Annotated in this window: 19 tRNA genes and 2 rRNA genes; all 21 read right to left on the minus strand. The window is 48.3% G+C overall.

Going from position 1 to position 2,207, the window contains the following annotated elements:
- Positions 1–145 precede the first annotated feature (145 nt).
- Positions 146–222: transfer RNA gene (locus IC219_RS21110), tRNA-Met, on the minus strand.
- A gap of 7 nt (positions 223–229) precedes the next feature.
- Positions 230–305: transfer RNA gene (locus IC219_RS21115), tRNA-Phe, on the minus strand.
- A 3-nt stretch (positions 306–308) separates the two neighbouring features.
- Positions 309–385 (minus strand) — tRNA-Ile (locus tag IC219_RS21120).
- Positions 386–390: 5 nt separating this feature from the next.
- Positions 391–467: transfer RNA gene (locus IC219_RS21125), tRNA-Pro, on the minus strand.
- Positions 468–527: 60 nt separating this feature from the next.
- A tRNA-Trp gene (locus tag IC219_RS21130) sits at positions 528–603 on the minus strand.
- 11 nt (positions 604–614) lie between these two features.
- Positions 615–688 (minus strand) — tRNA-Ile (locus IC219_RS21135).
- Positions 689–692: 4 nt separating this feature from the next.
- A tRNA-Pro gene (locus IC219_RS21140) sits at positions 693–769 on the minus strand.
- 10 nt (positions 770–779) lie between these two features.
- A tRNA-Ser gene (locus IC219_RS21145) sits at positions 780–870 on the minus strand.
- A 24-nt stretch (positions 871–894) separates the two neighbouring features.
- Positions 895–983: transfer RNA gene (locus IC219_RS21150), tRNA-Ser, on the minus strand.
- A gap of 2 nt (positions 984–985) precedes the next feature.
- Positions 986–1,061 (minus strand) — tRNA-Lys (locus tag IC219_RS21155).
- Between the two features lie 11 nt (positions 1,062–1,072).
- Positions 1,073–1,148 (minus strand) — tRNA-Gln (locus IC219_RS21160).
- Positions 1,149–1,157: 9 nt separating this feature from the next.
- A tRNA-Arg gene (locus IC219_RS21165) sits at positions 1,158–1,234 on the minus strand.
- Positions 1,235–1,242: 8 nt separating this feature from the next.
- Positions 1,243–1,316 (minus strand) — tRNA-Gly (locus IC219_RS21170).
- A gap of 14 nt (positions 1,317–1,330) precedes the next feature.
- Positions 1,331–1,415, minus strand: a tRNA-Tyr gene (locus IC219_RS21175).
- Positions 1,416–1,429: 14 nt separating this feature from the next.
- Positions 1,430–1,504: transfer RNA gene (locus IC219_RS21180), tRNA-Thr, on the minus strand.
- A gap of 18 nt (positions 1,505–1,522) precedes the next feature.
- Positions 1,523–1,599 (minus strand) — tRNA-Asp (locus IC219_RS21185).
- Between the two features lie 5 nt (positions 1,600–1,604).
- Positions 1,605–1,680: transfer RNA gene (locus IC219_RS21190), tRNA-Val, on the minus strand.
- A 5-nt stretch (positions 1,681–1,685) separates the two neighbouring features.
- Positions 1,686–1,760, minus strand: a tRNA-Glu gene (locus tag IC219_RS21195).
- Positions 1,761–1,766: 6 nt separating this feature from the next.
- Positions 1,767–1,841 (minus strand) — tRNA-Asn (locus IC219_RS21200).
- 7 nt (positions 1,842–1,848) lie between these two features.
- Positions 1,849–1,965: ribosomal RNA gene (gene rrf, locus IC219_RS21205) — 5S ribosomal RNA — on the minus strand.
- 135 nt (positions 1,966–2,100) lie between these two features.
- Positions 2,101–2,207 (minus strand): 23S ribosomal RNA (locus tag IC219_RS21210); the annotation flags it as partial.

Consider the following 2,207-nt stretch of genomic DNA (forward strand, 5'->3'; position numbering starts at 1 on the left):
TCCTGAGCCAGGATCAAACTCTCAAATAAAAGTTTATCAGGCTCAGATACTATTGTTATCTAAATATCTGGCTTTATGGTTTGTTTCTTGTTTTATAAATTAACCTACTGTTTAATTTTCAAAGTTCTTTATTGATATAGTTAGATGGTAGCGGTAATAGGAGTCGAACCTATGACCTTTCGGGTATGAACCGAACGCTCTAGCCAACTAAGCTATACCGCCGTATTTCTGGTGCCCAGAGGCGGAATCGAACCACCGACACGGGGATTTTCAGTCCCCTGCTCTACCGACTGAGCTATCTGGGCAAATGGTGGGCCTAGCTGGACTCGAACCAGCGACCTCACGCTTATCAGGCGTGCGCTCTAACCACCTGAGCTATAGGCCCTTACTTGGTCGAGGTGAAGGGACTCGAACCCCCGGCCCCATGGTCCCAAACCATGTGCGCTACCAAACTGCGCTACACCTCGAAATATTATTTACTATCTTATATTACTCTAAAACTCATTTTTTTTCAAGTCCTTTTTATTTGGCAGGGGTGGAGGGACTCGAACCCCCGGCGCACGGTTTTGGAGACCGACGCTCTACCAACTGAGCTACACCCCTATGAAGAATAATGGACCTTCAGGGACTCGAACCCCAGACCTACCGGTTATGAGCCGGGCGCTCTAACCAACTGAGCTAAAGGTCCTGGTTGGTCGAGGTGAAGGGACTCGAACCCCCGGCCCCATGGTCCCAAACCATGTGCGCTACCAAACTGCGCTACACCTCGTTTTTTTAAATGGCGGAGAAGGAGGGATTCGAACCCTCGCACCGGTTACCCAGCCTAATCCCTTAGCAGGGGATCCTCTTGAGCCACTTGAGTACTTCTCCAAATTTAGTCCTATTATTTTAGTTTGGCGGAGAGGGTGGGATTCGAACCCACGGCCCCTTTCGAAGTCACTGGTTTTCAAGACCAGCTCCTTAAACCACTCGGACACCTCTCCATTGGTGATCTATCCGCGACTCGAACGCGGGACACCCTGATTAAAAGTCAGGTGCTCTACCGACTGAGCTAATAGACCATATTTTTATTTGGCTGGGGATGCAGGACTCGAACCTACGCATACATGAGTCAAAGTCATGTGCCTTACCGACTTGGCTAATCCCCAATATATATGTGGTGAGCGCACAGGGATTCGAACCCCGGACACACGCCTTAGAAGGGCGTTGCTCTATCCAGCTGAGCTATGCACCCACGCTTTTTGGAGCGGGTGAAGGGGATCGAACCCTCACAGCTGGCTTGGAAGGCCAGAACTCTACCATTGAGCTACACCCGCATATTTAATTTAATTGGTGGAGGATGGTGGATTCGAACCACCGAAGTCGATGACAACAGATTTACAGTCTGCCCCCTTTGGCCGCTCGGGAAATCCTCCGTATTAATTTTACATGGAGCTGGTGATAGGAATCGAACCTACAACCTGCTGATTACAAGTCAGCTGCTCTACCGTTGAGCCACACCAGCATTTTTTATATTTTACTTTGGCGACCTGGAAGGGGTTCGAACCCTCGACCTCCAGCGTGACAGGCTGGCATTCTAACCAACTGAACTACCAGGCCGCAAATGGTGGGACCAGCAGGGCTCGAACCTGCGACCCCCTGCTTGTAAGGCAGGTGCTCTCCCAGCTGAGCTATGATCCCACAAATGGTGACTCGTAGGGGAATTGAACCCCTGTTACCGCCGTGAAAGGGCGGTGTCTTAACCTCTTGACCAACGAGCCATTTATTGGCTCCAAGGGTGGGGCTCGAACCCACAGCCTACCGGTTAACAGCCGGTTGCTCCACCGTTGAGCTACCTTGGAACATCTAACGTGGCTATGTCCTACTCTCCCAGGCAGTTTCCCACCAAGTACCATCAGCGCTAGAGAACTTAACTTCTGTGTTCGGAATGGGAACAGGTGTATCTTCTCTGCTATTATAACCACATTTCTTTTTTGTTGCTAGGACAAGTATAATATTAACATTTTTTGTTATTTTTGTCAATACTTTTTTCATACTTTTTTTCAGAGTTAACACTCTAAAAACTACATATATATTTTAGTCAATGAACATCAAATAATATTGGTCAAGTCCTCGACCTATTAGTATCGATAAGCTAAATACATTGCTGCACTTACACCTTCGACCTATCAACCAGATAGTCTTTCTGGGGTCTTACCCTTGCGGTG

The organism is Clostridioides sp. ES-W-0018-02 (genome assembly GCF_020658175.1).
GTDB lineage: Bacteria > Bacillota > Clostridia > Peptostreptococcales > Peptostreptococcaceae > Clostridioides.